General features: G+C 32.4%; 31 protein-coding genes, 2 pseudogenes and 1 CRISPR repeat array. Of the genes and pseudogenes, 14 read left to right on the top strand and 19 right to left on the bottom strand.

From position 1 onward, the window contains the following. The 4 genes from porA to MFS40622_RS02350 form a co-directional block, all read right to left on the bottom strand. Entirely contained in the window at positions 1 to 1,161 is a 1,161-nt protein-coding gene (porA, locus tag MFS40622_RS02365; RefSeq protein ID WP_012980078.1) for a pyruvate synthase subunit PorA, read from the bottom strand. A gap of 11 nt (positions 1,162 to 1,172) precedes the next feature. Next, on the bottom strand, positions 1,173 to 1,433 hold the full coding sequence (porD, locus tag MFS40622_RS02360; protein ID WP_012980077.1) for a pyruvate synthase subunit PorD: 261 nt from the start codon (positions 1,431 to 1,433) through the stop codon (positions 1,173 to 1,175). A gap of 19 nt (positions 1,434 to 1,452) precedes the next feature. Next, a complete protein-coding gene (gene porC / locus MFS40622_RS02355) occupies positions 1,453 to 1,992 on the bottom strand; it encodes a pyruvate synthase subunit PorC (RefSeq protein WP_012980076.1) in 540 nt (179 codons plus the stop codon). Positions 1,993 to 2,141: 149 nt separating this feature from the next. Beyond that, positions 2,142 to 2,537 (bottom strand): hypothetical protein, encoded by a 396-nt coding sequence (locus tag MFS40622_RS02350; RefSeq protein WP_012980075.1) that lies wholly within the window; start codon positions 2,535 to 2,537, stop codon positions 2,142 to 2,144. Positions 2,538 to 2,718: 181 nt separating this feature from the next. On the opposite strand from MFS40622_RS02350, the gene MFS40622_RS02345 reads away from it, so the two are divergent. The 8 genes from MFS40622_RS02345 to MFS40622_RS02310 all read left to right on the top strand — a co-directional run bounded on the left by MFS40622_RS02345 (position 2,719) and on the right by MFS40622_RS02310 (position 8,053). Next, positions 2,719 to 3,267, top strand: coding sequence for a DUF2178 domain-containing protein (locus MFS40622_RS02345; RefSeq protein WP_012980074.1), 549 nt, complete (start codon positions 2,719 to 2,721; stop codon positions 3,265 to 3,267). A gap of 8 nt (positions 3,268 to 3,275) precedes the next feature. Beyond that, on the top strand, positions 3,276 to 3,818 hold the full coding sequence (locus MFS40622_RS02340; protein ID WP_012980073.1) for a hypothetical protein: 543 nt from the start codon (positions 3,276 to 3,278) through the stop codon (positions 3,816 to 3,818). Positions 3,819 to 3,825: 7 nt separating this feature from the next. Further along, a complete protein-coding gene (locus MFS40622_RS02335) occupies positions 3,826 to 4,026 on the top strand; it encodes a helix-turn-helix transcriptional regulator (protein ID WP_012980072.1) in 201 nt (66 codons plus the stop codon). A gap of 14 nt (positions 4,027 to 4,040) precedes the next feature. Next, positions 4,041 to 4,502: a GNAT family N-acetyltransferase gene (locus MFS40622_RS02330; protein ID WP_048197409.1), complete on the top strand. Its 462-nt coding sequence runs from the start codon at positions 4,041 to 4,043 to the stop codon at positions 4,500 to 4,502. Then, positions 4,495 to 4,791 (top strand): DUF357 domain-containing protein, encoded by a 297-nt coding sequence (locus tag MFS40622_RS02325; protein ID WP_012980070.1) that lies wholly within the window; start codon positions 4,495 to 4,497, stop codon positions 4,789 to 4,791. Before MFS40622_RS02330 ends, MFS40622_RS02325 begins: the two co-directional genes overlap by 8 nt. A gap of 545 nt (positions 4,792 to 5,336) precedes the next feature. Then, positions 5,337 to 6,593: an LL-diaminopimelate aminotransferase gene (locus MFS40622_RS02320; RefSeq protein ID WP_012980069.1), complete on the top strand. Its 1,257-nt coding sequence runs from the start codon at positions 5,337 to 5,339 to the stop codon at positions 6,591 to 6,593. A 581-nt stretch (positions 6,594 to 7,174) separates the two neighbouring features. Further along, positions 7,175 to 7,483: a hypothetical protein gene (locus tag MFS40622_RS02315; RefSeq protein ID WP_012980068.1), complete on the top strand. Its 309-nt coding sequence runs from the start codon at positions 7,175 to 7,177 to the stop codon at positions 7,481 to 7,483. A 171-nt stretch (positions 7,484 to 7,654) separates the two neighbouring features. Next, positions 7,655 to 8,053, top strand: a complete 399-nt coding sequence (locus MFS40622_RS02310) for a roadblock/LC7 domain-containing protein (RefSeq protein WP_012980067.1) — start codon at positions 7,655 to 7,657, stop codon at positions 8,051 to 8,053. 95 nt (positions 8,054 to 8,148) lie between these two features. On the opposite strand, the gene ahcY is transcribed toward MFS40622_RS02310, so the two are convergent. From ahcY to MFS40622_RS02290, 4 genes are all read right to left on the bottom strand, one after another. Then, entirely contained in the window at positions 8,149 to 9,396 is a 1,248-nt protein-coding gene (gene ahcY / locus MFS40622_RS02305) for an adenosylhomocysteinase (RefSeq protein ID WP_012980066.1), read from the bottom strand. Positions 9,397 to 9,594: 198 nt separating this feature from the next. After that, positions 9,595 to 10,167: a CRISPR direct-repeat array (repeat unit 30 nt; unit sequence GTTTCCATACCGAATCGGTCTGATTTTAAC). 454 nt (positions 10,168 to 10,621) lie between these two features. Continuing rightward, the gene (locus MFS40622_RS02300; protein WP_012980065.1) at positions 10,622 to 11,632 is read right to left on the bottom strand and encodes a homoserine dehydrogenase; all 1,011 of its coding nucleotides are present in this window, start codon (positions 11,630 to 11,632) and stop codon (positions 10,622 to 10,624) included. 20 nt (positions 11,633 to 11,652) lie between these two features. Next, the gene (locus MFS40622_RS02295; protein WP_012980064.1) at positions 11,653 to 12,135 is read right to left on the bottom strand and encodes an ACT domain-containing protein; all 483 of its coding nucleotides are present in this window, start codon (positions 12,133 to 12,135) and stop codon (positions 11,653 to 11,655) included. Between the two features lie 2 nt (positions 12,136 to 12,137). After that, complete coding sequence (locus tag MFS40622_RS02290; protein ID WP_012980063.1) at positions 12,138 to 12,671, bottom strand: CDP-2,3-bis-(O-geranylgeranyl)-sn-glycerol synthase; 534 nt, start codon at positions 12,669 to 12,671, stop codon at positions 12,138 to 12,140. Between the two features lie 77 nt (positions 12,672 to 12,748). Here MFS40622_RS02290 and MFS40622_RS02285 point away from each other — a divergent pair, with 77 nt between their 5' ends. Next, positions 12,749 to 13,582, top strand: a complete 834-nt coding sequence (locus tag MFS40622_RS02285) for a phosphoadenosine phosphosulfate reductase family protein (protein ID WP_012980062.1) — start codon at positions 12,749 to 12,751, stop codon at positions 13,580 to 13,582. A 16-nt stretch (positions 13,583 to 13,598) separates the two neighbouring features. Then, positions 13,599 to 14,651, top strand: coding sequence for a nicotinate mononucleotide-dependent phosphoribosyltransferase CobT (cobT, locus tag MFS40622_RS02280; protein WP_012980061.1), 1,053 nt, complete (start codon positions 13,599 to 13,601; stop codon positions 14,649 to 14,651). 374 nt (positions 14,652 to 15,025) lie between these two features. On the opposite strand, the gene MFS40622_RS02275 is transcribed toward cobT, so the two are convergent. The 4 genes from MFS40622_RS02275 to mfnA form a co-directional block, all read right to left on the bottom strand. Then, positions 15,026 to 15,706, bottom strand: a complete 681-nt coding sequence (locus MFS40622_RS02275; RefSeq protein WP_012980060.1) for a translation initiation factor IF-6 — start codon at positions 15,704 to 15,706, stop codon at positions 15,026 to 15,028. A gap of 11 nt (positions 15,707 to 15,717) precedes the next feature. Continuing rightward, complete coding sequence (locus tag MFS40622_RS02270) at positions 15,718 to 15,969, bottom strand: 50S ribosomal protein L31e (RefSeq protein ID WP_012980059.1); 252 nt, start codon at positions 15,967 to 15,969, stop codon at positions 15,718 to 15,720. A 235-nt stretch (positions 15,970 to 16,204) separates the two neighbouring features. Further along, positions 16,205 to 16,384 (bottom strand): hypothetical protein, encoded by a 180-nt coding sequence (locus MFS40622_RS02265; protein WP_012980058.1) that lies wholly within the window; start codon positions 16,382 to 16,384, stop codon positions 16,205 to 16,207. A gap of 186 nt (positions 16,385 to 16,570) precedes the next feature. Next, positions 16,571 to 17,752 (bottom strand): tyrosine decarboxylase MfnA, encoded by a 1,182-nt coding sequence (gene mfnA / locus MFS40622_RS02260; RefSeq protein ID WP_012980057.1) that lies wholly within the window; start codon positions 17,750 to 17,752, stop codon positions 16,571 to 16,573. A 116-nt stretch (positions 17,753 to 17,868) separates the two neighbouring features. Between mfnA and MFS40622_RS02255 the strand changes: the two genes are divergently transcribed. The 3 genes and pseudogenes from MFS40622_RS02255 (at position 17,869) to pth2 (ending at position 19,998) form a co-directional block, all read left to right on the top strand. After that, positions 17,869 to 18,408, top strand: a complete 540-nt coding sequence (locus MFS40622_RS02255) for an FAD-dependent oxidoreductase (protein ID WP_048197407.1) — start codon at positions 17,869 to 17,871, stop codon at positions 18,406 to 18,408. 278 nt (positions 18,409 to 18,686) lie between these two features. Beyond that, positions 18,687 to 19,646: pseudogene (locus MFS40622_RS02250) on the top strand (NAD(P)/FAD-dependent oxidoreductase); the annotation flags it as partial. A gap of 4 nt (positions 19,647 to 19,650) precedes the next feature. After that, positions 19,651 to 19,998 carry an aminoacyl-tRNA hydrolase gene (gene pth2, locus MFS40622_RS02245; RefSeq protein WP_048197404.1) on the top strand — a complete coding sequence of 116 codons (348 nt, stop codon included), beginning with the start codon at positions 19,651 to 19,653 and terminating at the stop codon, positions 19,996 to 19,998. A gap of 4 nt (positions 19,999 to 20,002) precedes the next feature. On the opposite strand, the gene MFS40622_RS02240 is transcribed toward pth2, so the two are convergent. The 7 genes and pseudogenes from MFS40622_RS02240 to amt form a co-directional block, all read right to left on the bottom strand. Then, the gene (locus MFS40622_RS02240; RefSeq protein WP_012980055.1) at positions 20,003 to 20,671 is read right to left on the bottom strand and encodes a selenouridine synthase SelU-like subunit; all 669 of its coding nucleotides are present in this window, start codon (positions 20,669 to 20,671) and stop codon (positions 20,003 to 20,005) included. A 10-nt stretch (positions 20,672 to 20,681) separates the two neighbouring features. After that, the gene (locus MFS40622_RS02235) at positions 20,682 to 21,338 is read right to left on the bottom strand and encodes a selenouridine synthase SelU-like subunit (RefSeq protein ID WP_048197402.1); all 657 of its coding nucleotides are present in this window, start codon (positions 21,336 to 21,338) and stop codon (positions 20,682 to 20,684) included. A gap of 154 nt (positions 21,339 to 21,492) precedes the next feature. Then, entirely contained in the window at positions 21,493 to 22,338 is an 846-nt protein-coding gene (locus MFS40622_RS02230; RefSeq protein ID WP_012980053.1) for a methanogenesis marker 8 protein, read from the bottom strand. Positions 22,339 to 22,396: 58 nt separating this feature from the next. After that, the gene (ribB, locus tag MFS40622_RS02225; protein WP_012980052.1) at positions 22,397 to 23,080 is read right to left on the bottom strand and encodes a 3,4-dihydroxy-2-butanone-4-phosphate synthase; all 684 of its coding nucleotides are present in this window, start codon (positions 23,078 to 23,080) and stop codon (positions 22,397 to 22,399) included. Continuing rightward, on the bottom strand, positions 23,073 to 23,471 hold the full coding sequence (gene ribK, locus MFS40622_RS02220) for a CTP-dependent riboflavin kinase (RefSeq protein ID WP_012980051.1): 399 nt from the start codon (positions 23,469 to 23,471) through the stop codon (positions 23,073 to 23,075). The genes ribB and ribK overlap by 8 nt, the downstream gene beginning before the upstream one ends. A 140-nt stretch (positions 23,472 to 23,611) precedes the next feature. Further along, positions 23,612 to 24,900 (bottom strand): annotated as a pseudogene (locus MFS40622_RS02215) (cation:proton antiporter). 135 nt (positions 24,901 to 25,035) lie between these two features. Next, complete coding sequence (gene amt / locus MFS40622_RS02210; RefSeq protein WP_012980050.1) at positions 25,036 to 26,196, bottom strand: ammonium transporter; 1,161 nt, start codon at positions 26,194 to 26,196, stop codon at positions 25,036 to 25,038. 222 nt (positions 26,197 to 26,418) lie between these two features. Here amt and glnK1 point away from each other — a divergent pair, with 222 nt between their 5' ends. Further along, positions 26,419 to 26,757, top strand: a complete 339-nt coding sequence (glnK1, locus tag MFS40622_RS02205) for a P-II family nitrogen regulator GlnK1 (protein ID WP_012980049.1) — start codon at positions 26,419 to 26,421, stop codon at positions 26,755 to 26,757. Positions 26,758 to 26,840: the final 83 nt, after the last annotated feature.

Here is a 26,840-nt window from a genome sequence, read left to right as displayed (position 1 = left end):
TTATTCCTTTAATCCTACCCATAAAGTTGCGTCATCCTCTGACTTCTCAACATGGTTAATTATTGCTTTAATATCCTCTATTTTAACATCTCTTCCTCCCAATCCAACAATGTAGTTGCAAACCTTCTTATTCTTTAAAATTGATGCCATTTCAATACCTAAAGCTCCCTTATTAACACCTAATGAAATGTTTTTATCCAATACAGCTATATTGTTGGCATCTTTTAATAACTCTTTAACATCCTTTTTTGGAAATGGTCTAAATGTCCTTATTCTTAACAATCCAACTTCTTTCCCTTCTTTTTTAAGCTCATCAATAACGTATTTTATTGTTCCACAGACAGAACCTATTGCTACCAATACAGTGTCTGCATTCTCTAAGTTGTATGCTTCAACTAAACCATTTCCATACTTCCTCTTAAACCACTCTGCAAATTCCTCATTAACATCTTTAATTACTTTCTTAGCTCTTTCCATAGCTTCTTCTATCTGCTTTCTTGTCTCCATGTAACAATCTGGAACTCCAACAGGTCCTTGAGTTATTGGTCTATCTGGATCTAAGTATGCGTGTTTTGGTTCATAAACTCCTAAAAACTCTCTAACTCTCTCTGCTTTTGGGATTGTTACTGGCTCTACTGTGTGGGTTAAGATAAACCCATCTAAACAAACCATAACTGGTAATAAAACATCTTCATTTTCAGCAATCTTATAGGCTTGTATAATGCTGTCAAGAGTCTCTTGGTTGTCTTCAACATATATCTGAATCCATCCAGTGTCTCTCTCTGCTATTGAATCTTGGTGGTCGTTCCATATATTTATAGGAGCTGATAAAGCCCTGTTAGCAACCATCATGACTATTGGCAATCTCATTCCAGAGGCAATAAAGAGCATTTCATGCATCAAAGCCAGACCTTGAGAGGCAGTTGCCGTAAATGTCCTTGCTCCAGTTGCAGCTGCTCCAATACAGGCAGACATTGCTGAATGCTCACTCTCAACTTTTATATATTCAGCATCTAACTCCCCGTTAGCTACAAACTCAGCTAACTTCTCAACACATGTCGTTTGTGGTGTGATTGGATAAGCCGCAACAACATCAACATCAGCTAATTTAGCCGCTTCAGCAGCTGCTGAAGTTCCTGTAATAACTTTAACTTCACACATGTTTCCACCTTTTATTTCTCTTCTCTAACCTTTGTTATTGCATTTACTGGACATTCGTTCATGCAGATTAAGCATCCTTTACAGTAATCGTAGTTTATCTTAAAGTTTCCATTTTCATCCTCTTGAATAGCCCCTTCTGGACAGAATATATAGCAGTTTTCACATTTTACACATTTTTCATTGTCTAAGATTGGTCTAAATGTTCTCCAGCTTCCTGTTTTGTTTTTTATTGAATTTCCTGGCTCATATATTATTGCGGCAATTGTAACCATTCAATCCACCCCATTGGATTTACTTTTTATACTTCTTTAACATCTCATTATAAGCAACTTCAGCTGCCTTAGCGTTTTTCTCTCCTAATTTTCCTTTAAATGTGTCTAAAATAGCTTTTTTAACTGATTCTATGCTAACAATCCCTGTAACTCCAGCAAAAGCTCCAACCATTGCAGTATTTACAATAGGAACTCCTAAAACATCTAAGGCTATTCCTGTAGCGTCAATTGTGTATGTTTTGTAACCTAAATCCAAATCATCCTTAACAGTGTTAATTATAACTGCCCCATCTTTCTTTAACCCCTCAACAACATTAACACTCTCTAAAAGAGTAGCATCTTGAACAACAACATAATCTGGCTCATAAATTTGGCATCTTAATGTGATTTTTTTGTCATCTATTCTTGTGAATGCCATAACTGGAGCTCCTCTTCTCTCAACACCAAAGAACGGAAATGCTTGGCAGAACTTTCCATCATAAAAAGCAGCTTTAGCTAATATTTGAGCGGCGGTAACAGCACCTTGTCCTCCTCTTCCATGGAATCTAATTTCTATCATTATTATCCCTCTTATGTTACAAATTGTCATTATCAATCATTAAGAATTGTTAAGGTAATATATAAAGTTTTGGAGATTTAGTCAATTGACGAAAATAGTTTAGGCATAATAATCAAAAAGTTGAATTAAAAATCAAAAAGTCACAAAAATTAATTCACATTGACTATGTAGAAAATAGACACCACTTCCTTTTCAGTGGTTTTTGAAAATGAAATATTGGCAGTTCCTTTTTTGACTCCTTCAATATAATAGCCACTTTGATTTTTAAACAGCTTTATGGTTGAGTTGTTATCATGAATGGTTATTTCATAACTTCCGTTTAATGGAATTTCGTAGATTTCTCCAACTGAAATATTTATTTCATTAAATGAAGGGCATAGGAGGATTGCATCTCTCATAGCCAAACCTTGCCCTAAACCATCATAATAATGTCCATCTATTTTAATTATTATTTTATTCGCTAAAATGTCTATTGTAATAAGCAAAATCAAAATTATCATTAAGATTATTATGAAAGTCAAAACTGATTTTTGTTTTAAAGTCATTTTATCACTTTTAGTTGTTTATTTATTGTGATTTTTATATATTGTAAGTATTTAAATCTTTTTATGGAAAATTTTATATACAGAAATGTTAAACATACTTAACATAATGTAAAGGAACATTAACATAACAACATTATGTTTTAGATTTTAGATTTTAGAAAATATTATACAGGGGAGAGGGATGAATAAGGCATTTATTGGATTTCTCATTGGAGTTTTATGGGTGGTTTTGTATTATTTCTTAGCACTGTTTAATTTAAGAGTTTTAGCAATAATCATATTATTTTTAGCTATAGTTGTATTCTTTGCTAAGGAAATGCAAAATATCTATCCATTATTTGGAGATTGGAAAGAGATATCTTTAATTCTTAGCTGTGGATTAGTTGGAGGAGTAATCTTATACTTTACCTTTTATTATAGTCAACAGATAGATATCGGATTTTTGTTTATTGGTTTAATTTTTATGTGTATTGGGATTATTCCCCTCATATTTAAAGAGACGAGAGAGGATACTGATATTGATGAAAGAAAGGTAGTAATATATGAAAAGAGTGCTTATAAAACAATCATGTCTTTTATTTTATCAATAACTATATTTTGGTGTGTAGTTTGTTATTTGGGGAATTATGATATCAAAATAGCTTTAATTAACTTCTTTGCAGGGATTATTAGTGTCATAACACTGCCATTTATGATTTTTACTACATACTACACCAAAAAGTTTAGTTAGGTGAAACTATGAACTTAAAAACCAAAATAAAATTTATCTTAGCATTTGATTTTTTAGCAGTTTTGCTTTTATCCATATTTATTAAAAATTTTAAAATGGCTTTAGCTTTCTTGTTGGTAATATTTGTAATTTGGTTGTTTGTTGATAAAAAAGATATAAATGAAAGGTTATATGAGAATTTATTAGCAATTAGTATTGGATTTATTGAAGGGATTTTAATATTCCTTGGCATTGTTTATAGCAGAACATTTTTAGATATTACAACTGGAATATCTGCATTAATTCTTTTAATTATTATGGGAGTTTTATTTCCAAAGTATAAACTAATCTTTGAAGTTTTTGATGAATTTGTTGAAAATCTCAAACAAAAATCTGGATTTTTAACCTTAATATCTATTCTTGGGTTATTGCTTACCGTTTATTTATTTTTGTTGATATTTCCTTCAAAAGAATTTTGCATCAAAGCAGTTGATTTCATTAGGGCAATAATACTTGTTATTGCAGCAAATATGTTTATAATTGAGTTCTACACATTTAAAAAGTTTTTATAGTGAAATAATGAAGAATAAACTAAAGATTTATAGAGCTATGTATAACTTAACTCAAGAAGATTTAGCAAAAAAGTTAGGAGTTAGTAGGCAAACAATCATTGCCATAGAGAAAGGCAAATATGACCCATCTTTAAAATTAGCATTTAAGATAGCAAAGTTTTTTGGAGTTAAGATTGAAGATATATTTATCTATGAAAAGGATGAATAACCATGGTGATGTTTATGATAACTATAGATACTGCTAAAAAGGAGGATATTGAGGATATGATTAATCTATTGAAGCAGTTATTTGAGATTGAGAAGGACTTTATCCCAAACTATGAAAAGCAAAGAAAAGGATTAGAGCTTTTATTAGATAGGGAAGACGCAGTAATATTTGTTGCAAGATATAATGGGAGAGTTATTGGGATGTGTTCCATTCAGATGTTAATATCTACTGCTGAAGGAGGAAAGGTTGGGCTCTTAGAGGATTTGATTGTTAATGAAAAGTTTAGAGGCAGAGGCATTGGAACAAAGCTTTTATTGGAGGCTGAGAGATACTGCAAAGAAAATGGTTTTTTGAGGTTATCTCTATTGGCAGATAAAGACAACATAAAGGCATTGGAGTTTTATAAATTGAGGGGCTGGAAATTTACAAATTTGATTTGTTTAAGAAAATTTTTTGGTGGTGATAGAGTTGAATAAAGAAATAACTGAAGAGAAGCTAAATAATTATTTTAAAAGAACAGAGGAGGCAATAAAGATTATTAAAAAAGGCATGCCACCAAAGAGAAGTTTATTGTATGATGTTGCTAAGGATTTTTTATTGATGATAGAGAGCTATTTTGAAGATGCTAAGGCATTTAAAGAGAGAGGGGATTATGTAACTGCCTTTGCCTCATTAAATTATGCCTATGGATGGATTGATGCGGGTGTTAGGTTGGGATTGTTTGATGTTGGGGATGATGATGTGAGGTTTACACTTGCTAAGTGATTTTTATTTTATTTAAATCCTTGTTTTAATGGACTAAGGAGTCAAACATGAGGTAAGAGTATACAACCCTCAACTGAAAAAGTTTCCATCCTTGTTTTAATGGACTACCGACTCAAACACAAACAACTAAAACCAGAAATCAAAAAAGCAGAATAGTTTCCATCCTTGTTTTAATGGACTGCCGATTCAAACTCTAACATTTTGCTCTTATAATATATGCCTAAACTCCTATATATTCCTTTCTAATTTTTATCTCAATGTTCTTACTGCATGATTATTAAATCCTTTATAAGATTAAGAAGGCTGTATCTAATTTATAAATTCAATACACAACCATAAACAAAAATCCCAATAATTAACCAATATCAATACCTTAAAATCAAAAATCAGTATTACTCTCTATAAATTTTCTAATACAAAATTCCAACAGAGAGTATATAAAACCAAGAACATAAAATTAAAAACTCTAATATAGAATATGAGCGAAATTTTTATATCTATTAAATCCCATCTACCATTAAAACAAAAATGCCATTGGTGATAAAATGGACAGCTACATACAAAACTTATTTGCTGAAAGGATTGGGGGAAAGAAGTTTGGTAAGGAAGATGTAATTTACAAATTTGAGAAGATTAAGAGAGCAAAGCAAGAGGCTATGAAAAAACATCCAGATATGGAATTAATAGATATGGGTGTTGGAGAGCCAGATGAAATGGCAGACCCAGAGGTTATAAAAGTTTTGTGCGAAGAGGCTAAAAAATGGGAAAATAGAGGTTATGCTGACAATGGAATTCAAGAGCTTAAAGATGCCGTTCCTCCATACATGGAAAAGGTTTATGGAGTTAAAGATATAGACCCAGTAAATGAGGTTATACACTCAATAGGCTCAAAGCCAGCTTTAGCTTATATAACTTCAGCATTTATAAACCCCGGAGATGTAACCCTAATGACAGTTCCTGGTTATCCAGTTACAGCAACACACACAAAATGGTATGGAGGAGAGGTTTATAATTTACCATTGTTAGAAGAGAATGACTTCCTACCAGATTTAGATAGCATTCCAGAGGATATTAAGAAGAGGGCAAAGATATTATACTTGAATTATCCAAACAACCCAACTGGGGCACAAGCTACAAAGAAGTTTTACAAAGAAGTTGTTGATTTTGCATTTGAGAATGAGGTTATCGTTGTTCAAGATGCTGCCTATGGGGCGTTGGTTTATGATGGAAAGCCTCTCTCATTCTTATCAGTTAAAGATGCTAAGGAGGTTGGAGTTGAAATCCACAGCTTCTCAAAGGCATTTAACATGACTGGATGGAGATTGGCATTCTTAGTTGGAAATGAGCTAATTATTAAGGCATTTGCAACAGTTAAAGATAACTTTGATAGTGGGCAGTTCATTCCAATTCAAAAGGCTGGAATTTACTGCTTACAACATCCAGAAATAACTGAAAGAGTTAGGCAAAAGTATGAGAGAAGATTAAGAAAGATGGTTAAAATATTAAATGAGGTTGGTTTTAAAGCAAAAATGCCTGGAGGAACTTTCTACTTGTATGTTAAATCTCCTACAAAAGCCAATGGCATTGAATTTAAAACAGCAGAGGACTTTTCTCAATACTTAATTAAAGAGAAATTAATTTCAACAGTTCCGTGGGATGATGCTGGGCATTACTTAAGATTGGCTGCATGCTTTGTAGCTAAGGATGAAAACGGAAATCCAACAACAGAAGAGAAGTATGAGGATATTGTTTTAGAGGAGTTTAAGAGAAGATTGGAAGGGATGGATTTGGAGTTTGAATAATTAAACTTTAATTTTATATTTTCTTTTTTTATTTTTCTCATAAATTTCGAAATAGCGATTGCTATTTTCTGTTGTTACAATAGGGACTTTCGTAGGACTAAAATTTTTAAAGAATGAAATATATGAACTGCGAAAGTCCTATTCAAAGTATTTTGAAAAACACCAAATAGCCTCACCTACATAAATTGCTACAAAGTAAAATACACAAAAAGATTATATTTTAGAGGAATTATAAAATAATAGTGCAGAGATGTTAAAAAAGTGGATTTAAAATTTTAGGGGGAGGGGTGAATTATAATAATAAAAATTATTGATATATAACATAACTTTTTTGGTTTTGGAATTTAATGTCAAAGTTCGAGAGGTTATGGGAAGATAGATAGTGGAATATTTTCAAATTAGTGACCTGCTCTTTTACTATTTATTTTTATTTTATTACTTTAATTTGTATATTTGGATTAATAAAAATATCTAAAAACTGTTCTAAAATTTATTTATACCAAAATTTCCACTATTTGTAACCAGATGAAAAAAGGGCTGAAATTTTCTCAAATTTTGGAAGAAATGAAAAAGGTGACAAGATGGAGAAGTATGAAAAAATCATCAATGACTTAAATATCATAAACTCAAAGGCAAAGTTTTTGGGTATTAAAATTATTATGGTAAGAAGAATTATAGATATCTATAAAGATAATGATGAATTAATAAAAAAGGTCTTAGAAAGTATAAAAGATACTGAGCTTTACGATTTAGTTTTGAGAGCATGTCCTGAATTGAGAGGAGAAAAGATTAGAAATGTTCATTTTAAGAGAGATGATTATTTTGATATTATTGAAAAGATAATGAACAGTGGAAATCCCCTATTGGAGAAAGCATTGAATAGCAACTAATAAGAGTTTAGAGCTGCTGTCACATTAGATTTGATATTTTTGATTATGTCACAACAATGAACATATTGGAAATGTATTTATACCACTACAAAGTCATAATAGGAATAAAAAATTACATAAGTATCCTAAAAAATTACTAAAAAAATGAATAAGTATGGAAAGGTGGTTAATATGATAGCAATAGAAAACAAAAAAGTAAATGAGGTAAATGAAACACTTTCACATCTATTAAAAGATTTAAAAAATGTTGAAGGATTTGTTATAGTTTCAAAAGACTCCTTTGTTAAAGTTGGAAATATCGACGGAGAAGATTTAGAGAGAATATCGAGACATATAGCCGTTGTTATGGGAAGTTCAGAGATGCTTTATAAGAGATTCGACGATGAAATTGAATACATTGAGATTAAAGGAAAAAAGCATAAAATAGTCTTATACAACTTAGATGATTTTGTGTTTGCAGTTATTGGTAATGTTAATGCTGGTGAAATAAAAGAGAAGGTTATGGGATTAAAGTTTAATAATATCGAGAGTTTAACAGCCGAAAATGTTATTGAAGACATTGCCCTCTAATTTTTAAAAAAATAATTAGAATTTTCACAAGAATAATCTTGGCTTTAAAGATATCAAAAATTTAAAAGTGCATATATAACTGTGGAAAGTTCTATTTAAGTTCCCTCTCTCCAATCTTCTAAGTATTTCTTCTGCTCTTCAGTTAATTCATCAATCTCAATGCCCATAGCCTTTAGCTTTAGGGAGGCAATCATTAAATCTTGCTCATAAGGGATGTTATAAACCCTTGGCTCTAACTTATCATGATTTTTTAGGATATATTCAGCAGCTAAGGCTTGATTGGCAAAGCTCATGTCCATAACCTCACACGGATGCCCATCTGCACACGCTAAATTAACCAACCTCCCCTCCCCTAACAGATATATCTTTTTATCTCCTAAATCGTATTCAGTTACGCAATTCCTAACTTCCCTTACTGATTTAGCTAACTCTTGTAAGTGTTTTTTATTAATCTCATTGTCAAAGTGTCCAGCATTTGCTAAAATAGCTCCATTTTTCATCTTCAATATATGCTCCTTTCTAATAACATCCTTACATCCAGTTGTTGTTATAAATATGTCTCCAATTTCAGCCGCTTTTTCCATCTTCATAACCCTAAATCCATCCATTCTCGCCTCTAAAGCTCTGATTGGATTAACTTCAGTAACAACAACCTCTGCACCCAATCCCTTAGCTCTCATCGCAACTCCTCTACCACACCATCCATAGCCCGCTACAACAACAGTTTTTCCAGCAATTAGCAAGTTAGTTGCTCTCAGAATCCCATCTAATGCACTCTGTCCAGTCCCATACCTGTTATCAAATAGATGCTTTGTATATGCATCATTCACATCCATAACTGGGAATTTTAAAGCTCCTTCTTTTTCCATGGCTTTTAATCTAATAATCCCAGTTGTTGTTTCTTCACAGCCACCCATTATATTATCCAAGAGTTCAGTTCTCTTTGTATGCAACAAAAATATTAAGTCGCAACCATCATCTATAACAATATCTGGCTCATGGTCTAAAACTTTGTTTAGATTTTCATAATACTCTTCAACCGTCTCTCCCCTCCATGCATAGACGTGCATTCCCTTCTTTGCACAAGCAGCAGCAACATCATCCTGTGTAGATAAAGGATTACAGCCAGTTATAGCTATTTTTGCTCCTCCTTCCATCAATGTTTCTGCCAAAACAGCTGTCTTTGCCTCTAAGTGTAAAGCCATTCCTATTGTTATTCCTTTAAATGGCTTTTCTTCTTTAAATCTCTCCCTAATTAAATTTAAAACTGGCATGTGTTGTTTAGCCCATTCAATCTTTCTTTCTCCTTCTTTCCAAAGGTTTATGTCTCTAACTGCATACATTGATTTCACCTAAAAATAATGGTTAAAAATAGTACATAAATTTAGAGATATATAAATTACTACTATTTATTATTAAGAAACGGAATTTTTTAAGTATTAATGTAATACCGTTTGTCATGGAGTTTTTGGAGGTTAATTTATATATTTAAATTAATAAATATTATAGAGTAATAAAATTTTTTAAAGGTCTGATTTTACTTTCCATCTTCTAAGAGGTCTTATTTTAACCAACTTAGCAGCCTATCTAAACAAAAATAATATAAATATCGTTTCCATACCGAATCGGTCTGATTTTAACAAGACGCTATCACTGATAAAAGCATTACTGAAGCTTTGTTTCCATACCGAATCGGTCTGATTTTAACGAGCAATAATTGGATTTTTTGGAATATTGTGGGTATTGGCGTTTCCATACCGAATCGGTCTGATTTTAACAACTACTATTAGAAGCAACCACACTCCCATACAAAGAAGTTTCCATACCGAATCGGTCTGATTTTAACTTTTTGTGTATAGGATATCCTCCTATCTTCTTTCCATCGTTTCCATACCGAATCGGTCTGATTTTAACATCTGGCTGTGGAGTAAATCCATACGCTAAATTATTTGACAGTTTCCATACCGAATCGGTCTGATTTTAACTTGGCAATCTATCAGTTTGAATAATTCTTTTGGTTTCCATACCGAATCGGTCTGATTTTAACTTAATTTAAACATTCTTGTATATGGCTTAAAATCTCGGTTTCCATACCGAATCGGTCTGATTTTAACAGGGCAATCATCAACAACCTATTTTTTATTATTCTTCTAATATTTATACTTTTTGGTAGTATATTTTTCTAAGGGTAAATAACTACTCCATAATATAAATCCAATGATATTTAAATCTTTCCCTTTTAATAAAATTGAGTATTCTTATCTTTTTAAATTTGAAGATTTGACTTATTGGTTGGAGAAATTTTATTTGACTTACTATCTAATCTTAAATTTTAAAAATCTAAATAATTCAATAAACCTGAATATTCCAAATAATCAAAGTTACAAACCCTTAGAAATTAAATTTAAATCCTCTAAATAAGCAAATACCAACTAATTAACAACCTTATCAAATTCCGAGTTTATTCAACGAGACAAACATAACAATATAATAAACACCTAAAAACACCTTAATCAAAAAATATCAACAAACTCATATATAAATATTACACAATATCAAAAAATTTAATTATTTTTTAGTAGAGAGGTAGATGTGTATTAAATCACTTAAAATAGCTGAGGCAGTTTCTATAGGCCCAGCCCCTCTTCCGACAACAACAACCTCTTTTGCCAAATCAGTTTCAAACATTGCGACATTTAAAGTTCCTTTAACATTTAACGGACTGTCTATTGGAACAAGCATTGGCTCAACAATCAAATATCCATCTTTAATCTGCCCAATTAATTTTATTGTGTATCCTCTCTTATTGGCTAAAAATAGAGCTTCTGGAGTTATTCTCTTTATTCCCTTAACTTTCACATCTTTTATTGTTTTATTCATTCCCATAATTGAGTTTGCTAAGATAACAATCTTTGCTGCAGTGTCTAAACCCTCAATATCTTGAGTTGGGTCTGTTTCAGCTATCCCTAATTCTTTGGCTTCTTTTAATGCAGTTTCAAAATCTAAGCCCTCTTTCTCCATCTTTGTTAGAATGTAGTTGGTTGTTCCATTTAAAATTCCTCTTATTGATAAAATTTCATTTCCTGCCAGTGTTTCCTTAGCCAAGTTTATTATTGGCATAGCTCCTCCAACTGAAGCCTCATGCCTAAAAATAACATTATACTTTTTTGCCTCCTCAATCAACTCTCTATAACATAAAGCTAAAGGCCCTTTATTAGCTGTCACAACATGTTTTTTATTTTTAAAACTTTCTAAGATGTGAGTTTTAGCTGGTTCTCCTGTTTCTAAGTTTGATGGTGTTACTTCAACAACAACATCCGCATCAACATTTCTTATAACATCTATAGAGCTAACTTCTCTTCCTTTCTCTGGATAATTTTTAATTTTTCCTGTCTTCTCTTTAACTTCTATTGCTTTTAGTAAATCTAAACCATCTTCATCTATTGCTGCTCCAGAACTATCTGTTATAGCAACAACTCTAAACTCTTCATAGTTTTTCTTTAAATATTCTCTTTTCTCATATAAAACCCTAGCAACTCCCTTTCCTATCGCTCCAAATCCAACGATAATTATGTCCATTCTCTCACCAAAAATTTTATTTAAAATATAGATTTGATAAATAATAGCCCCTTTTCCTTCTCTAACTCCTCAAATAGATAAAAAAGCTCCTCTATCTTATCTTCATCAATAATAATTCTCATCATTGCTGATGATTCTTTATCTGGATGTGGCATAATTAAATCCAAATCTTCAACAAGCCCTATCTCATTTATCCTATCAATTGTATCTCTCACATTGGTATCAACAACATGCCCAATAACAACAACATCTAAATAAACCTTTTTATCCTTCCCATCTATTTTTTTAATTATCGCCCCTTCCTTTTCTAAATCTTCCAAAATATTTTTTAATTTTTCCTTATCCTCAACATCAATAACAATCCTTACAGGGACTTTACCTCCTCTTTTTTCCTCTCTTGAATGGATAACACTTATTACATTAGCTCCATGCTTTGATATTGGAGTTAAAACTTTTAATAATTCTCCAGGCTTGTCTTTTAGCTCAATATCTATTGTTATCATCTCTACCACCAAACATCCTTAATACCTAATTTATAGGCGATTATATTTCCAAGTAGATGGATGAACACTGTAAATAGGCAGATTATTATTATCATTTCATAAGGTATTGGAGCTACAATGTAGCCAAATGCTAAAGCTCCAATAACAAAGTCAAGTTGGTCTAACAGTGGGGCTGGTTTACCTCTCTCAATATTTAATCTCCTTTTTATAAAGCCACCTACTGCATCACCAACAATTGCCCCAGTAGATAAAAAGAAGGCCAATATAACATGGTCTAAAACAGTGCCGTAAAAATCTAAGCTGTTAAAAATATTGAAATCCACTAAAATTCCTTGGATTAACCCAACTAATGTTCCACAAATAATACCAAAAATACAACCTCTATATGTTACTCCATTACCTATTAATCTCCTTCCGTCAATAAAATTTTTTCCTAAATCTACTGGAGTTCCTCCGCCAAATATACACGCTGATGCATTTGCCACATAAGCTGGTAGTATATACCAAAGTGATGCAAACAACAACCTATAAAACATTCATCTCCCCTACATTTATTTAATATCCAACGCATGATAAATTTTCATCCCTTATATAAAATATTATCTGTGAGACAATGAGATGTTCAATCTGTGTTCATACATCAAAAACAAAAAAGATAATTAACTATGAAGGAAAGCCAATATGTGTAGATTGTTTGACAATGCTAAAATATCCTCCAAACTTTGAAAAAATGAAGAAAGAGGTTGAAGAAATTTTATATAATTTAAAAAAGGAGGGATGGAAATATCACTGTGTCTTGGCATTTTCTGGTGGAAAAGATAGTGTTTTAGCATTAAAATTATTGAGAGAGGAATTTAAACTAAATCCTTTATGTGTTATGGTTGATAATAAGTATATGGCTAAGGAGGCAATAGAAAATGCCCTAAATGTAACTAAACATTACAATGTTGATTTAATGATTTTAAATAGAGATTATACAGACTTGTTTGAGGATGCGATAAAAAGAGGGGAAAGTCCTTGTAGAAGATGTTCAAGGCTTATATTAAGGGAGGTTTGGAGAATAGCTAAGATGTTGGGTTTGAAATATGTAATTACAGGGCATGAATTGCCGTTTGGACACTCTGCAGTAAGGGATATGAAGGAAGGCATAAAGATGATAAGGTTATTAGCCCCCTATAAATTTAAAGAAGAGGAGAAATATAAAATGTTAGAAGATTTACCCTGGAAAAAACCAAATTTAGGAGGATATACGACAAATTGCTTAGTGCTTGGTGTAGCATTGGAGAGATTTTATGACAAATATGGTTTTAGCTTTGAGATTGATAGAGTTGCTACACTTGTTAGATTGGGATTGTTGTCTAAAGATAGAGCTGAGGAGGCATTGGAAAGACCTAAAGTTCCTAAAGAGGTTTATGAAGAGTTGAAGAGGAGAGGATTAAACATATAAACAAACGAGGGATATTATGGGAATAATAACAATAAATGAAAATAACTTCTTAGACAAAATTAAAGGAAAAACCCCATTATTTACTTGTGTAATCTCATCAATAGAGACAACTCTATCAATTCCAATATCTGGAGTTCATAGAGATGTTATTAAATACACACCATCTGCAGATGTCGAGCTTGTTTTTTATGGAAAGTCATTAACTTTAAAGACACCACCAATAGATGCCACTGGCTCACCAACACCAGCAACCATAACAAGGGCGTGCGTTGAGCTAAAAAACATAAAAAACTTACACATAGATGCTGGAGCTTTTGTTAAGCCAAAGATACCTTTTATAGAGGTAGATGAAAAGCCAACAGGAAAGATAGAAGAAGGTAAGGCAATGAACAACTCAAAAGAGCTATATATGAAGGGCTATCTCTTAGGAAAAAACTTGGATGCTGAGATGCTAATTGTTGGAGAGAGTGTTCCTGGTGGAACTACAACTGCTTTAGGGGTTTTACTTGGCTTGGGATATGACGCAGAGGGAAAGGTTAGCTCCGGCTCTATAAACAACCCGCATGAGTTAAAGATAAAGGTTGTTAGAGAGGGTTTAAAAAAGGCAAATATAAATGAAAATTCATCTGTTTTTGATGTTTTAAATGCTGTTGGAGATAAGATGATGCCAGTTGTTGCAGGTTTAGCTATAAGCTTTGCTGAAAAAAACAAACCCGTTATCTTAGCTGGAGGAACACAGATGAGTGCTGTCTTAGCAGTTATAAAAGAGATTAACAAAGAGGTTTTAGATAAAAACTTAATAGCCATAGGAACAACTGAATTTGTTTTAAATGATAGAAAAGGGGATTTAAAGGGAATAGTTGAGCAGATTGGAGAAGTTCCAATATTGGCATCTAAGTTTTATTTTGAGAAGGCAAAAATTGAAGGTTTGAAAAATTACTGCAAAGGTTCTGTGAAGGAAGGAGTTGGTGCTGGAGGAGTAGCAGTTTATAGTATAGCTAATGGCTTAGAACCTGCAAAAATAAGAGAGTTTATAGAAAATAAATTTAATGAATGGTATAAAAAATAATGATATTTATTTTATTTATTTTTTAGAGTTTTAGAAGAGTTTTATTTAATACAAAATTACATTCATTTCCATACCGAATCGGTCTTATTTTAACGATATAGAATTTGATTATAGGTTTGTAAGGCTTCCAATTATTTGGTTTCCATACCGAATCGGTCTTATTTTAACAGGGCAATCATTCACAATCTATTTTTTATTATTCTTCTGATATTTATACTTTTCGGCACTATATTTTTCTAAGGGTAAATAACTACTCTATAATATAAACCTAATGATATTTAAATCCTCTAAATTAACAAATACCAACTAATGATTACCTTTATCAAATTCCAAGTTTATTCAACGAGACAAACATAAAATTAAAAAATGGATTCTTAAATCAGCCCTAAGGCATCTTCAATCATTAAAAGCTCTGGTCCAGTAGTGTCTCCGCCAACTATAGCCCCTTTAGAATTTGCTATAATGCAAGCACCAACGGAAGTTGTTCCTTTATTTGCTGTTCCTTTGCCAATATACTCCACTTTAAATAAGCTTTTTAAAAATTCAAGCTCATCATCTTCAACTAAAGGATGAGTTAAACAACCCTTATTTGTTACAACGGCATTGCTTCCAACAGTAGGGAGCTCAGCAATGGTGCCAATTTCAACCTCAACATTTAAAATATCTTCAATATCTTTCTTAAAGTCCTTTAACTCTATAGATATCAAAGCTCCTTTATCATTTGTTAATATTAAGTTACCCAAAGCCGTGTTTTTTGATTTTATAATCTCAACATTTAAATCTAAGTCATTCTCCCTTAAAAAGTTTTTTATTTGAGTTAATTCCTCATCTTCAACTATTTTTGGTAATAATAGCCCATACTTATTTGCTGCTGATAAAGAGCCAACTAACGAACTGCCTCCAATATTGGTCTGGAGGCATTTTGTTTCTAAAACCTCAGATACTTCATTAACATCATTTTTGTCAAGAAAAATTGGTAATAAAGTAAGGTCTTCAGTTGTCAGTGCTAATACACCAATTGTGGGAATTCCTGAAAAGTATTTTCTGATAATCATAGTCATCCCTTTTATTCTGCAAGTGTAGCTATAACAACATTACCTTCTTTAACTGCCTTAACTCTAACTCTTGCTGGTGGTTTTTGAATTCCTCTCTCCCAAATCTTTTCGTTTAATTCATTGTCTATCTTAACAATATCTGCCTTCATGTGTCTCTTTAAAAACTGTTTTATCTTCTTTATAGCTCTTGGAGCTCTCTTTGTTCTAACTGATTTGTTTATAACGTCTCTCAATGGGATTGTGTATATTCTTTCTTCCATCATTAACACCTCCAAAATAGTTAAGATGATAAAAATATCCTACCCATAGAAATATTGAAAAAGATATTTAAAGATTACGGTAGATTTATAGTGTCTTTCAAAATTAATAAAATTTATAAAGGAAGATTTGAATGCCTCCAAAAGGAAGATATTCATTTATGTCTTATTTATTCAAAATGCTTTAAAAGGCACTATAATTTTGTATTCTTCCTTTTTCATTATTTTATTTCAACTGCTTTTACTCTTTAAGGGATTTTATATACTCATCTCTTTTAATTCTCAATTCATTTATCTTTTTATTTATATACTCTGCCTCTCTATCGTTTTTATATGAGTTTAAGAGCCATTCCAACCTTGTTATTTTTTGATTAATCTCTCTAATATTTTTAATAGTAATTTCCCTCCAATTTTCTTCCATGCCCCTCCCCCATCTTATTTTTAATATATTCTTATATATTTAATATTGGGATTAACCGATATATATGTAAATAAAGCTACAAAATAATAAAGTTGATGGTTCCCAACATACTGAAACTTAATACTTAATATTAGTTGTAATATATTATAATGGTATACTTAAATGTTATTATAAATATTTTTTCAATTAATCTTTCTTAATAGTCTTCAATATTTCAATGAAATTATCTATATGCTCCTTCCTAATATGTGGCATTACAACTATTCTCAAAGCCTCAACGCAATTGCAAACTGAAACATAAATGCCTTTATCTCTAAGTTTTTTGCAGACTTCTTTATAATTCTCATCTTCAATTGCAACAATATTTAATATAGGCTCAATAACTGGCTTAAACCCATTCTCTTTTAATTTTTTATATAAATAGAGGGTGTTTTCCATACATTCACTAACAATCTTCTTCTGCCCTTCTCTACCTAAATATCTTAAAACTGCATAAGTACAAGCTCCTCCAAATCCAACTCTTGTCCCTAAGATTGTCGCCTGTTTTGTTTCTGTTAGGTAGGGGGCATCTACTTCTAAGTATTTTTTATAGTCTATATTTTTAAACAAAATTCCTCCACTTGGTATTGGACAATGTCCCATTTTATGAGGGTCTATGGTTATAGAATCAACTCCTAAAGAGAAGTCAAAGTTATAATTAACCTCCTTTTTCTTGTATTTATCATCTAAAAATGGGATTACAAAACCGCCAAATGCTGCATCTACATGGATGTAAATGTCATATTCTTTTGCTATCCTACTTAGCTCCTCTATATTATCAATAGTCCCAAGCTCTGTTGTTCCAGCAATTCCAATAATACCATCTATATCATAATCCTCTACAGCATCTTTAACGAACTTTTCGTCTATTGTGTAATCTTTTTTAATTGGGGCATAGATATAGTCTAAATCCATCATCTCTCTTCCTTTTTCAAATGAAAAGTGGGCAGTTATTGGGACAATAATCTTTGGATGCTCATTTTTTGATAATCCTTTTTTTCTTTTCTCTCTCCATATATTTTTTATGCATCTTAAAGCCATCAAGTTTGCTTCAGTTCCTCCACTAACAATATGCCCATAAGCATCTTTGTTGTTTAGCATCTCCCCTAATAAAGCTATAGCTTTCTCTTCCAATAATTTAGTTCCTTTAAACAACCCTGGGTCTCCCAAGTTTGTTTCTAAGAACATATCCACAATTTTTCTGGTTATTGGGAGAACATTTGAGCACATTGAACCAAAAATCTTTCCATCTTCATACTTTAAATCTAAATCTCTATATTTTCTCAACTCCTCAAAAATCTCTCTCTCACTAACTCCTTTTTCTTGCATATTTCTCACGTTGAGAGGTCTCTATATTTTAGGATAAGATATCTCTCCAAGCTTTATATATTATTTTTTATAATATCTTAAACCAAAACTAATTAATATTTAATCATGGTGCAAACATGGATTATGATGTAATCATTGTGGGGGCAGGGCCTGCTGGACTATTTGCAGCCTATGAGTTGGCAGAAAAATCTAAATTAAAAATTTTAATCATTGAAAAGGGAAAGGATATAGAGGATAGAAAATGTCCAATGTTAAAAACTGGAAAATGTTTAAAATGCCCTACTTGTAATATCATGTATGGAGTTGGGGGAGCTGGAGGGCTAAGTGATGGGACTCTCAACTTAAGGCCAGATATTGGGGGGAATTTAGCTGAACTTGTTAATGATGAAAACTATGCCTGGCAGTTAGTTTATGAGGTAGATAAAATATTTTTAAGGTTTGGTGCTCCAAGAGAGGTTTATAAAGGAGATGAGGAAGAAGTTAAAAAGCTTGAAAAAAAGGCTGCCCAAGTTGGTATAAAGTTTATTCCAATAATTCAAAGGCATATAGGTTCTGACAATACACCAAGGGTTATTAAAAATATAAAACAACACTTAGAAAATGACATACTCTCCGCCCTAAAGGGCGGAGTTTCTTTAGGAGAGCAGAGGGTTTAAAACCCTCACCCTCCATGGGTTGCCAAGCCCACTATCCCTACCCCTTTCGGGGTTCGGGACTACCTTTTCCCAACTTAACGTCCCCAGCGGTGGGATTTTCGAGACTGAAGTTTCTGCTTCAGGTAGCGAAATCTTTGATTTCGCCTGAATCCCACCCATAATAACGTGGACTGGGGACAATCGTTAGATTCTAACTTCGAATATATAAAAATTACGCTTGTCCCACCCACCTCCCCTAATTCATCACCGCCCTAAAGGGCGGTGCTTTCTTAGCGACAATTAATGGTAAGGGAGTTAAATTCATGATAAATTCTGAAGTAATCTCATTTAAAAGAGGAGAGGTTACAGTAAAAACTAAAGAAGGAATAAAGACATTAAAAACAAGATACATCATCTTAGCCCCAGGAAGAGGAGGAGCTGAATGGCTTCATAGTATGATAGATAAAATTAATTTAAAAGCCACTCATGCTCCTATAGATATTGGGGTTAGAGTAGAGGTTCCCGCCCTAATTATGGAGCATATAACTAAGATAAACTATGACCCAAAATTTCACATATATACTGATACTTACGATGACTTTGTCAGGACTTTCTGCACAAATCCAAACGGATTTGTTGTTAAGGAGGTTTATGACAACTTGATTGGAGTTAATGGACATTCAATGAGGGAAATAAAGAGCAACAATACAAACTTTGCATTTTTGGTTAGAGTAGAGCTAACTGAACCTGTTGAAGATACTACAAGTTATGGTAGGAACATAGCCCAAATAGCTACAACAATTGGTGGAAATAAACCAATACTTCAGAGATTGGGAGATTTATTAAAAGGAAGGAGAAGCACTTGGAGTAGGATAAAGAGAAGCATTGTAGAGCCAACACTAAAAGATGTAACTCCTGGAGATATCGCTATGGTTCTTCCGCACAGAATAACTACCGATATAATTGAAGGTCTTGAAAAGCTTGATAAAATTATTCCAGGAGTTTTTAGTTCCAACACCTTAATTTATGCTCCAGAAATTAAATATTATGCCATGAAATTGGAGGTAAATGAATACTTAGAAACCAATATAGAAGATGTATTTGCAGCTGGAGATGGAGCAGGATTAACAAGGGATATAGTCAATGCTGCAGCAACTGGATTGATAGCAGCAAGGGGAATTTTAATAAAAGAGGGTTTATATACTGAAAAAGACTTTAAAAAGTCTGGTAATTGGAAAGAGATTATAGAAAAGTTGTGAGATTATGAAGATGGTTATAGTCATAAGGAACGATTTAGGTATGGGAAAGGGAAAGATGGTAGCTCAAGGAGGGCATGCAGTAATAGAAGCATTTTTAGAGGCAAAGAAGAAAAATCCAAAGGTAGTTGAAGAGTGGTTAAGAGAAGGGCAGAAGAAAGTGGTGGTTAAAGTAAATTCTGAGCAAGAGTTGATAGATATTTACAACAAGGCAAGAAGTGAGGGATTGCCATGCTCAATAATTAGGGATGCTGGACATACACAATTAGAGCCAGGGACTTTGACAGCTGTTGCTATAGGGCCAGAAAGAGATGAAAAGATAGATAAGATTACTGGACATTTAAAGCTTTTATAAAAAATTATTTGTTTATTGCATGCTTAAATGCTTTAAATCCGCCTATTAATCTCTTAACCTTAAAACCTAATAGCTGTAAAATTAAAGCCATTGTTTGGCTTCTCATTCCTCCTCTTGCACAGAAGACAACAATTAGCTTATCCCTATCAAGCTTTTTTGCTTCATTTAAGATTCTCTTTAAGCTTTTCTCAACGATATCTGTAGCTATTTCTATAGCTTTTTCTCTCCCTTCTTGTTTATAAGTTTTTCCAATTAATGCATGTTCCTCATCTAAAAATAATGGAATATTTATAGCTCCAGGGATTGTTTCCTCCTTAAATTCTCTTGGACTTCTTGTATCTACTATAATAACATCCTCTTTTTCTATTAACTCTAATAACTCATTAACAGTTATTGCATTTTTAACGAACTCCCCTCCAATAGACTTTAAAAACTTATCTATTGATATTCTTTCAAAGTATATATCGTAATCTTTAAATTTTTTTACGCCAATTTTTTTGTCTTTTAAAAATTCTTTAGAGGCAGTTAATATGAAAGAAGCCAAATCTCCCTCAATTTTCCCAGCTAGTATTTTTTTACCGTTTGTTATCATCTTCCTTCCGTCATTCAAAACAATGCATAAAACAACATCCTCTGTAAAAGTTATTAGCCGAGATAAAATCTCCTCGTCCATGTTTTCCCTCTTAAATTAAATTATGCTCTTTAAGCTTTTCTTTAATAAATTCGTCTATTATCTTAGCTGATTTTTTAACATCTTCATTATAAACAACTAAATCAGGCTCTATCTTTTTCACATTTCTCATATAATGCTCTCTATAAAGTTTTTCTTCAATTAATTTTGCTGCTTCATAGTATTTGTCTTGTTTTATAAGTTCGATGATTTTTTCCACGGCTTCAATCATCTCTGGCTTTTTAAAGCTCTTCTTTAATATTAAAAATTTGTTTATCAAAATTTCTTTTTCCCTCTCATTCTTTGGTTTGTAGATAGAGACTAACCTGTTTATTTGGCATTCATAAGGGCAGTCAATTAAGATTTTATAGGTGTAATTTTTGATATCAGCTAATAATTCAGGAATTTTTAGCTTTTTCTCTCCACCAATCTTTCTTCCTTCATACTCAACAACTGCATAACCAATTTGTTTAGCTTTTTCAATCTCTTTATTTATTAGATAATCAAACTCCTCCTGGCTTCTCATGCTTAAGTGATACAAATCTCCCAAAATACTCCCTCTCGTTCTCGCAATTTCTTCAATATCTATAACAGGATGGTGTTTTTTTAGCTCATTTAATATTTCTGTCTTTCCACATCCTGTTTTTCCAAATAATCCAAAGATAATCATGTTTTCACCATTAAACTTAATCCTAACTTTTAATATAAATATGTTATTAAAAACGCTAATATATGTCAATTATTGTTTTTTATATTATAACAATTATTTGTTAAAAATAATAGTTTTAAAGATTAAAAATGTATAGTTTCTGTGAAGTCCTATTCTAAATCAGTGGTTTTGGCTGATTATCATTTAATGCTGGCAAATCTTCAATAGTTATCAGTATGTTATCTAACTCTTTAGCTCTCTCCAACAAAACCTCTTTTCCAAAATCAGATAAGGCAAATATTGGGATAGTTTTTCCAATCTGTGCCTTTATCCTTCCTTTCAATCCTTCTCTTAAAAATTTTGAAGCACAGGCAGTTATCAAATCAAAGTAATCTGCTATCTCATCATTTTCTTCAATTCCAGTTGTATGAACGCCAAAAGTTAATATTTTTATATTATCATTTTCTAACGATTTGCATCTTTTAGCGTCTTCAAGATTTGTTACTGTAACTGCTATCTTCTTATAACCCAACTCTATGGCTTTTTTAACTCCTTCAAACTGGTTTATTTTAGCAGTATCTTTATCTAAAACAATTCCTCCAGCTTTTTCAATCCTTTTTATTACTTCTAAAATTGGAGACGTCTCTATAATACCAGAAATCCTCCCGCAGAGACCTTGAACTAAGTTTGGATTTGCAGTAATAACAGTCCCAGCACAGTCAGCTACTATAACGGCAGCATCAATAATCTTTCTTTTTAAAGCACTCATTAAAATCTCTGAAGCTCCAAAAGGGACTATATATCTGCTTTCTTCAACAACCCTATTCTTTGTAAATAATCCAAAATCCTTTATCCTAAACTCTATATTCTCCTTTATGCTTTCCTTTGTTATCTCCTTTATCCCTCTATGTTTAGCAAATAATGGGCAATACTTTATTTTTGGCTCTGTAATCTCAACAACCCTGCCATTTTCAACTACAACCCTTGCCTTTCCTAATGCCTCCATAACATGCCTGTCCATTTACATCCCTCACTAAAAATTCAAATCTAAAAATGAAAATCAGCAAAAAAATAAAAAACTACTCCCTTAGGTATTTTTCCAAATAATAGTTAATTATCTCTTCCCCACTTAAATAAACTAAGTTATGCCTTTCAGCATATCTTTTTGTTTCAGTTTTGCTCATTGCATTTCCATCATCGCCCATCATCTCGCAGATGGTTGTTATTGGTATCAAACCAGCCATCTCTGCCAAAGCTACAGTCATCTCAGTGTGTCCCTGCCTATTTTTAACTAAACCTTCCGCTGCCCTCAATAACGTCACATGCCCTGGACTTCTAAACTCCTTTCCAAAGTCATTAAACCTCTCCTCTCTAACTAACTCAGCCAATTTTTTTATTGTAAATGCCCTGTCATTATCTGTAATTCCAGTAAATGTCTTTCTATGGTTTATTGTAATTGAAAATGATGATTTCTCATCGTAAGGAATGTCGTTAGGGTAGAGTTCCTTAAGAACTTTAAATTTTTGAGAGGCAAATTCCAAAATATCAACCATGAATGGAATGCCTAATTTATTGCAGATGTCTGGATGAATGGCTGTGCAAATTAACCCTCCAGCATCCTTTCTCATTCTTCTTATATGCTCCGGAGTTATAAATTGGGATGCAACAACCATATCTGTTTCTCCCTCTCTCTCATCTGAGTCATAAACTAAAATTATTTCTCCTCTTCTTAATGCTTCTATAGCTTTTTCTACACTATTCATTCTTATCTCCCTTAATTAGTATTTTTATAGTGTCTCCATCCTTTAAATTAAACTGCTCCCTAAGTTTTATTGGAGCAATTATCTCTATAATATTACCACTATGATATGTTTTTTTCGGCACAACTATTGCTCCATCTATTTTCTTATTATTTATTAATATCTCTATTGGCAAAACCTTAACTCCAAAAAATCGTCTCCCATTGAATTCAAAATCCTCTGTTTCAATATATTCAAATTTAGATATGTCAAATTCTTTATCTAACTTCAAATTCAATGTTCCTTCAAAGGGTTCAAAACCCAAAATCTTTTTAAAAGCTTCTTTGTAAGGAGGAAGGGATAAAAAATATCTTCCCTCTCCAAGTCCTGAAACTATCTCTCCCTCAATAATCATCGATTTCACCACACAAAAAATAAATAAAGTTTTATAGTGTTTTTCAAATACTTTGGAATAACTAAGGCACTGATGAATGCCTTCCAAAGGAAGGCATCCAAATATTCCTTATTAATTTTAATAACTTTTGAAAAACACTATTAGTGATGAACCTCTTCTTCATGCTTTCTCTTATACTCTCCTAATAATTTCAGGGCTAATATTCCTGCCCATGATGCTTCTAATATAACGCTTAGTAGTATAGTCATAAATGTTCCGATTATTATAGTTCCTGCAATATCTACTGGAGCTATATACTTTGTTATCGACATTGGAATTTTATTGGCATTTTTCAGAATCTCTATTCCTACAGTAACTGCTAAAGCAGCTGGAACAACCCCTCTCGGTCCCTCTAAGGCAAAATATAATTTTTCTTTAAGTGAGTGTTTTGAACCTATTAACCCGATAAAAACACCAAGTGGTCTTGCTAAGAATATTGAACCGAGAGCAACTAATAAACCGGGTATCCAATAGTTCTCTAACATGCTCAGTTTTATGCATGCTCCTAAGAATACGAATATGAATATTCTCGCAAGTAGGGATAAATCATCGCAGAATCTAACAACGTATTCATAGTTTTCATGTTTTTCTGCCATTTTAAATAACTTATCACCTAAGTATAATGCCATTATTGCGATAGCCATGTAGCCACTAAATCCATAGCCACAAATACTTGGTAATAAATCGTCTCCAACATATAAAAGAAGCATAGCTCCTCCAAGAACTAATGGAGCAACATACTCGTGAAATTCAGAGTGTATAATTATCTTTTCATAAACCTTAGCCAATAATAAACCAACTATTATAGCTCCACCAGCAAGTGTAATTAAATCAATTACTGGATTTGTTGATGAAGATAACCCAATCAAACCCAAAACAACACTTGTAGATACTATTCCTAAAGGGTCGTTAAAAATACTCTCAGCCTCTAACGTTATAGCAACCTCTGGGTTAGTTTTAACTCTTGAGAATACTGGGATTAATGTGGCAGGGTCTGTTGCTGACGTTATCGCCCCAAACAAATAACCAACTGGAGAGAGTTATAAGGGAGACTTAAAACCATATTAAAAACAAGACCTGAAACAAGTAATGTAATTAAGAATGTTATTGTATCTAACCTTATGACTGTTTTAATAACCCTTCTCAATAAAGAAATCCTCATTGTAAATGCTCCTCCCAATAAGATGAAGATTAAACCAATCGGTCCAGCATACTCAAAAATCTTCATTGCAGATTCTGACGGTATAATCTGCAAAAAAGGCCCTATAATTAAACCTAACAACAGAAGTAAAGGAATATCTGGAATTTTTAACTTTTCAGCAATTTTTGCTACTAAAGAACCAAGGATTAAAGCTAGTCCAAGATAACCAATAGCCACCATAAGCTCCATGTTATCACAATATAAAATATGTTTTTTTGGCTGAATATCTAAAATCTAAAAATCATATAAATATTTTATCGAGGAAAATAATTGACGATTAAAAAAAGTTAAAAAGTTAATATGTATAATAAAAAATTATTAAGTTTATTCTTCTGAGTATGCAGTTGTTTGTAATATTGCAGTATCTAAACCAGTTTTTTCAGCCTCCTCACTAACTCTTAATCCAATTGTTAAATCTAATCCTTTATAAATAATTAGTCCTCCAACTATTGCAATTAGAGCAATAACAATAGCTCCAATTATTTGACCCATAAGGGATACTTTAGAAACGGCATCACTTTTCAATAAAAATGGAATTCCTGCACATATAACTCCAATCAAACCACTCATAGCATGAACTGGTCCTATAGCACAGACATCGTCAATCTTTAACTTCTCTTCAATAAACTTATATGTAAATGGCTGCTGAATTCCTGCTAACAAACCAACTATAAACGCCCCAATTGGTGTGAATAAATCAACTCCACTACAAACAGCAACTAAACCAGCACACATACCGTTAGCTGTGTAAAGAGGGTCGTTTCTTGAACTTAAAGCCCCTCCTATAATACCCCCAGCTAAAGCCATTGTTGTTGCGATGGCTACACTTGCCAACTCAACACCGTTAGATATGCCAGAAGCACTTCCAATGTTAAATCCATACCATCCAAATGCCAAAATAAAAGCTCCTAAAACAGCTATTGGAATATTATGCCCTGGAATTGCCTGTGGCTTTCCATTTATATATTTATCGATTCTCGGACCTAAGACATATGCTGCCATTAAACCAACTAAACCACCAAACAAATGAACAGCTCCACTTCCAGCATAGTCGTGGAAAGTTATCCCTAATAAATCAGCAAAACCTCCGCCCCAAACCAGATGTTCAACAATTGGATATAAAATACCTCCAACAATTAAAGCTCCTATAAAGTAAGGTAAAATCTTTATTCTTTCAGCAACTCCTCCTGTTATAATTGTCACTGCTGCAGCAGCAAACATAACCATCTTCATCCACCAAGCTCCTAAATAAGCATTAAAAGTTCCTGTTAGTAAAGGAACTATATTTTCCAAACCATAAGAAATTCCATAACCAATAAACAAATAGGCAATAAACACTGCAGCCAAATCCAACAATTTCAAAACACAATGATAAGAGACATTTTTAGCTCTAAACTGTCCAATCTCTAACGCAATAAACCCTGCCTTCATGAAAAATATCAACGATGCCGCCCACATGAAAAAGAACACATCAACGCCTTCCATATTTTTCACCTCACAAATTTTATAGGAATTGTCCTACCTACTACCCATCTTCCTAATTCCCCTAATGGAAAAGCTTAAATATATAACTTACTAAGGAAGGAAATTTCTTTCTCATTTTTTAGGAATTAGGTTTCTTTGTTCCTTTTAGATAAAAATAAAAATAATTAATGTCAAAAATTAAATTTAAGTATTTAATCAAAAAATTTGAAATGGGGTGGAAAAATGAGAAAGGTTGAGGCAATCATAAGGCCTGAGAAATTGGAGATTGTTAAAAAAGCTCTTTCTGATGCTGGGTATGTTGGAATGACTGTTAGTGAAGTTAAGGGTAGGGGAGTTCAGGGAGGAATAGTTGAGAGGTATAGGGGAAGAGAGTATATTGTTGATTTAATTCCAAAAGTTAAGATTGAGTTGGTTGTTAGAGAGGAGGATGTTGATAATGTTATTGACATTATCTGTGAGAATGCAAGAACAGGAAACCCAGGAGACGGAAAAATCTTCGTCATACCAGTAGAAAGAGTCGTAAGAGTAAGAACAAAAGAAGAAGATGAAAAAGCGTTATAATTATAGCTTCACATCTTTTTTAGCAGGAGTTTCATATGGGATTAAAATATCTATAAACTTAATTTTTTATTATTCTTTATTTT

The sequence above is a fragment of the Methanocaldococcus sp. FS406-22 genome, from assembly GCF_000025525.1.
GTDB lineage: Archaea > AGJL01 > Methanococci > Methanococcales > Methanocaldococcaceae > Methanocaldococcus.
This window is presented reverse-complemented; position numbering and strand designations above follow the sequence as displayed.

Excerpts from the sequence above, each read along its gene's own strand:
- porA (WP_012980078.1), bottom strand. The coding sequence starts at position 1,161 with ATGTGTGAAGTTAAAGTTATTACAGGAACTTCAGCAGCTGCTGAAGCG.
- porD (WP_012980077.1), bottom strand. The coding sequence starts at position 1,433 with ATGGTTACAATTGCCGCAATAATATATGAGCCAGGAAATTCAATAAAA.
- porC (WP_012980076.1), bottom strand. The coding sequence starts at position 1,992 with ATGATAGAAATTAGATTCCATGGAAGAGGAGGACAAGGTGCTGTTACC.
- MFS40622_RS02350 (WP_012980075.1), bottom strand. The coding sequence starts at position 2,537 with ATGACTTTAAAACAAAAATCAGTTTTGACTTTCATAATAATCTTAATG.
- MFS40622_RS02345 (WP_012980074.1), top strand. The coding sequence starts at position 2,719 with ATGAATAAGGCATTTATTGGATTTCTCATTGGAGTTTTATGGGTGGTT.
- MFS40622_RS02340 (WP_012980073.1), top strand. The coding sequence starts at position 3,276 with ATGAACTTAAAAACCAAAATAAAATTTATCTTAGCATTTGATTTTTTA.
- MFS40622_RS02335 (WP_012980072.1), top strand. The coding sequence starts at position 3,826 with ATGAAGAATAAACTAAAGATTTATAGAGCTATGTATAACTTAACTCAA.
- MFS40622_RS02330 (WP_048197409.1), top strand. The coding sequence starts at position 4,041 with ATGATAACTATAGATACTGCTAAAAAGGAGGATATTGAGGATATGATT.
- MFS40622_RS02320 (WP_012980069.1), top strand. The coding sequence starts at position 5,337 with ATGGACAGCTACATACAAAACTTATTTGCTGAAAGGATTGGGGGAAAG.
- MFS40622_RS02315 (WP_012980068.1), top strand. The coding sequence starts at position 7,175 with ATGGAGAAGTATGAAAAAATCATCAATGACTTAAATATCATAAACTCA.
- MFS40622_RS02310 (WP_012980067.1), top strand. The coding sequence starts at position 7,655 with ATGATAGCAATAGAAAACAAAAAAGTAAATGAGGTAAATGAAACACTT.
- ahcY (WP_012980066.1), bottom strand. The coding sequence starts at position 9,396 with ATGTATGCAGTTAGAGACATAAACCTTTGGAAAGAAGGAGAAAGAAAG.
- MFS40622_RS02300 (WP_012980065.1), bottom strand. The coding sequence starts at position 11,632 with ATGGACATAATTATCGTTGGATTTGGAGCGATAGGAAAGGGAGTTGCT.
- MFS40622_RS02295 (WP_012980064.1), bottom strand. The coding sequence starts at position 12,135 with ATGATAACAATAGATATTGAGCTAAAAGACAAGCCTGGAGAATTATTA.
- MFS40622_RS02290 (WP_012980063.1), bottom strand. The coding sequence starts at position 12,671 with ATGTTTTATAGGTTGTTGTTTGCATCACTTTGGTATATACTACCAGCT.
- MFS40622_RS02285 (WP_012980062.1), top strand. The coding sequence starts at position 12,749 with ATGAGATGTTCAATCTGTGTTCATACATCAAAAACAAAAAAGATAATT.
- cobT (WP_012980061.1), top strand. The coding sequence starts at position 13,599 with ATGGGAATAATAACAATAAATGAAAATAACTTCTTAGACAAAATTAAA.
- MFS40622_RS02275 (WP_012980060.1), bottom strand. The coding sequence starts at position 15,706 with ATGATTATCAGAAAATACTTTTCAGGAATTCCCACAATTGGTGTATTA.
- MFS40622_RS02270 (WP_012980059.1), bottom strand. The coding sequence starts at position 15,969 with ATGATGGAAGAAAGAATATACACAATCCCATTGAGAGACGTTATAAAC.
- MFS40622_RS02265 (WP_012980058.1), bottom strand. The coding sequence starts at position 16,384 with ATGGAAGAAAATTGGAGGGAAATTACTATTAAAAATATTAGAGAGATT.
- mfnA (WP_012980057.1), bottom strand. The coding sequence starts at position 17,752 with ATGCAAGAAAAAGGAGTTAGTGAGAGAGAGATTTTTGAGGAGTTGAGA.
- MFS40622_RS02255 (WP_048197407.1), top strand. The coding sequence starts at position 17,869 with ATGGATTATGATGTAATCATTGTGGGGGCAGGGCCTGCTGGACTATTT.
- pth2 (WP_048197404.1), top strand. The coding sequence starts at position 19,651 with ATGAAGATGGTTATAGTCATAAGGAACGATTTAGGTATGGGAAAGGGA.
- MFS40622_RS02240 (WP_012980055.1), bottom strand. The coding sequence starts at position 20,671 with ATGGACGAGGAGATTTTATCTCGGCTAATAACTTTTACAGAGGATGTT.
- MFS40622_RS02235 (WP_048197402.1), bottom strand. The coding sequence starts at position 21,338 with ATGATTATCTTTGGATTATTTGGAAAAACAGGATGTGGAAAGACAGAA.
- MFS40622_RS02230 (WP_012980053.1), bottom strand. The coding sequence starts at position 22,338 with ATGGACAGGCATGTTATGGAGGCATTAGGAAAGGCAAGGGTTGTAGTT.
- ribB (WP_012980052.1), bottom strand. The coding sequence starts at position 23,080 with ATGAATAGTGTAGAAAAAGCTATAGAAGCATTAAGAAGAGGAGAAATA.
- ribK (WP_012980051.1), bottom strand. The coding sequence starts at position 23,471 with ATGATTATTGAGGGAGAGATAGTTTCAGGACTTGGAGAGGGAAGATAT.
- amt (WP_012980050.1), bottom strand. The coding sequence starts at position 26,196 with ATGGAAGGCGTTGATGTGTTCTTTTTCATGTGGGCGGCATCGTTGATA.
- glnK1 (WP_012980049.1), top strand. The coding sequence starts at position 26,419 with ATGAGAAAGGTTGAGGCAATCATAAGGCCTGAGAAATTGGAGATTGTT.